This is a genomic window from Mycobacterium sp. (assembly GCF_050701515.1).
Classification (GTDB): domain Bacteria; phylum Actinomycetota; class Actinomycetes; order Mycobacteriales; family Mycobacteriaceae; genus Mycobacterium.
This window is the reverse complement of record NZ_JBOGDB010000305.1, coordinates 1-2717: the sequence shown is the minus strand read 5'-3', so window position 1 is coordinate 2717 and position 2717 is coordinate 1. Positions and strand designations below refer to the sequence as shown.

At 63.5% G+C, this 2717-nt stretch carries 4 protein-coding genes; 3 read left to right on the top strand and 1 reads right to left on the bottom strand.

From position 1 onward, the window contains the following. Positions 1-141: 141 nt before the first annotated feature. On the bottom strand, positions 142-405 hold the full coding sequence (locus tag ACRDU5_RS22205; protein WP_526617148.1) for a hypothetical protein: 264 nt from the start codon (positions 403-405) through the stop codon (positions 142-144). Between the two features lie 177 nt (positions 406-582). On the opposite strand from ACRDU5_RS22205, the gene ACRDU5_RS22200 reads away from it, so the two are divergent. From ACRDU5_RS22200 to ACRDU5_RS22190, 3 genes are all read left to right on the top strand, one after another. Beyond that, positions 583-891 (top strand): RICIN domain-containing protein, encoded by a 309-nt coding sequence (locus ACRDU5_RS22200; protein WP_526617147.1) that lies wholly within the window; start codon positions 583-585, stop codon positions 889-891. 104 nt (positions 892-995) lie between these two features. Next, positions 996-1499, top strand: coding sequence for a sigma-70 family RNA polymerase sigma factor (locus ACRDU5_RS22195; RefSeq protein ID WP_526617146.1), 504 nt, complete (start codon positions 996-998; stop codon positions 1497-1499). A 909-nt stretch (positions 1500-2408) separates the two neighbouring features. Next, positions 2409-2567, top strand: a complete 159-nt coding sequence (locus ACRDU5_RS22190; protein ID WP_526617145.1) for a hypothetical protein — start codon at positions 2409-2411, stop codon at positions 2565-2567. Positions 2568-2717: the final 150 nt, after the last annotated feature.

The following is a 2717-nucleotide window of genomic DNA, read 5'->3' as shown; positions in this document are numbered from 1 at the left end:
CTTACAACTGGTGGTGTCAACCTCCAAGCGCCTCGCGAGGCTGACTTTACATAACCAGTCTTATGGGCGGCCGGCGAACGAGGAGTGACCACCGCCCGGCGGTTGCGCAGCTTGGGTGTCAGTGGATGCGCAAGTGAGATGTCAGCACGGCCGCACGATCCACTGGTCCTCATCCCAAGGCTCCGATGGGTGCAGCCAGCGGTCGTTGAGCAGCAAGGAGTAGTCGACCGGCGGGGTCGTTCTCATGCAGCCCTGGCGGTGGTCGACAAGGCCACGTCGTCTGGCGACGTCGGTGTGCTGTCGTTCGTCGTCCCGGACCCTCGCCACGCCGGAGATGGCCCGGAACACGAACTTCGCGACGGGCTCCTCGAGGTTCGGCGACGCTCGTGCGCGCTCGATGCTCATTCGGGCCCGCCCCTCCGTAAGGTCCAATCGGCCTGCGAGGGCGACGCGTTTGCCGTTCCTCCTGGTGCCCTGTCGACGGGCAGGCGTTCGATTGCGGCCTGGCGGTCCTCTTCACTGGGCAGCGCGTAGCGGCGGGCTGTCTCCACGCTGTGGCCCAGAAGCTCCGCCACGATCACGATGTCGGTGCCGGCACGCGTCAGGACCGGACCCAACTCTTCGTACTGCCTCGACGTCGAAGGCTTTGGTACGCACGATGGTGCACGGGTCGAGCTTTGGAGTTGCTCGGGCGGGCCCAACCAGAAATGGTACTTCTTGCGGCCGAGCCCTAATAGCGGACGGCCGAACCCGGAAGACTTCCAGGTCGAGTCTGCTCATTCCGGCAAGTGCCTTGATGTCACGGGAATCAGTTCAGCCGACGGTGTGGGCATGCAGCAGTGGGGCTGTGCGGGCCCTCCTGGTCAGAACCAGCACTGGCGAATCGGGTAGCTGTCTCGCTCCGTGGTGGGAGGAGCGGGCGGGCCGCCCCGCCGCACCTGCAACCCGAGGATTTTGTCCAGCCTCGTAAACCTTTCTGACTAGCCACGCGTAGAGTGTGTGTGGATATCGCAGGCAGATCCACTTTCGAAAGTGCCTTCGACTCGCTCTACCCCCGAGCGTGGCACCTGGCGTACAGGCTCGTCGGAGATCGTGCTGAGGCCGAAGACATCGCATCCGAGGCCCTCGCGCGAGCCTTCGTGCACTGGAAACGGATCGAAGCATTGCCGCACCGTGATGCTTGGGTACTCCGAGTTGCGGCGAACCTGGCCATCGGATCAATTCGCCGCCGACGACCCGTCGTGGCCGTGGAAGAGCCCATCGCACCCGAGGACGCTGTCGCAACACGTTTAGCTCTCGCAGCCGCGCTACGGGCCCTGCCCAAGCGCCAGAGAGAGGCGGTTGCCTTGCGGTTCATCGGCGATCTCAGTGAAGCCTCGGTTGCGGCCTGCCTGGGTATCTCGACCGGCACGGTGAAATCTCACACTCATCGGGCGCTAAAGGCATTGTCGCGACAACTGGGTACTAACCCACTGGAGGGACCTATTGGCAACCCATGACTTCTTCGAATCGACCGAGCAACGGGAGCGGCTCCTGAAGGAGACCTATCGACGGGCTAAGCGGCTCAGACTCCGCCTCGTGGTGGGAGGCGGCATTGCCCTAGGAGCGCTGTCGTTTGCGGTCTTCGCGCTCGCTGGGTCAACTTCAGGACGAAACGAGAATCTATCTGTAGCGACCGGATCGAGAAGCATGTCGCCTAGCACAGCATCGACGACGACTACGATCGGTCTAGGCGAAGGCGGACGAAACGATTCGCTGATCGAAGGTTTGTCCACTCCATCATCGGTGGCGTCCGTGTCGCAGTCGACGGCTACTTCAACGACGACCGCTCAGACGCCCATCACCCCCACCACGGCGGCGCATCCGCAAACCACGAGTCCGCCAGCTAATTCCCAGCCGGTCCCCACTACGTCGAGTAGCTCTCGCCTTGTCGTTGAGCCTGGTCAATGGGCTCTAATAGACTCCGCTCCTGATCAGCGGTCGCTGCGTATTCGGGTGCTGGAGACGGGCTGCGTCCAGTTTCACCACACTGAAACCGAGGAGAACAATACGAGCGTCCGAGTGACAGCTTATGTTGAACGGGAAGTTGTGTCATCACCAAACTCCGGCTGTGGTGGTGTCCTGCTATTCGAAGAGGTCGTCGTGCCGCTCGAGTCGCCCCTCGGAAGCCGACGACTCGTGGGTGCTTGCGAGCCTGGGAGCGCACCCGGAGATCAACGAGCGTGCGCCTTGTTGTCGAACTAAGACCGTGAATGTTGGGATGCACAATCGTTCGATTTTGAGACGACGGGCACGACGGGGCCGATGGACCTCTTCGGCGCGTTCACAGGCCGTGTCCGCAATCATCGTCTCGGAACCGTTGGTGAGGGTCCCTTTGTTGGACGTCGGCGGGGAGGTTGACGGCGTGCGTGCCCGCGGACCGCCTCGGCATCAGCCGACAGGCCGCCTGGGAGCGCTTCGGCGGCGAGGAGGTCGCGCTCGAGAAGAAGCGCAGAAAAACAGGCGCCGGCGTGACCGATCGCCGGGTGATCGTTCAGCTTGGCCGCTCCACTCCTGACCCCCGATAACTGACAACGTCCTGGTCCGCCTCCGACGCCGACCAGCCCTGGGGCGCCGACGTCGACGGTCCCGTAGGGACGTTGGCGGCGATCGAGGGTCACGGCGCTCGGGGCTTGGCCATCGAACTCGACCTCACCGAGCGGTGTTCGGCCGCGAAG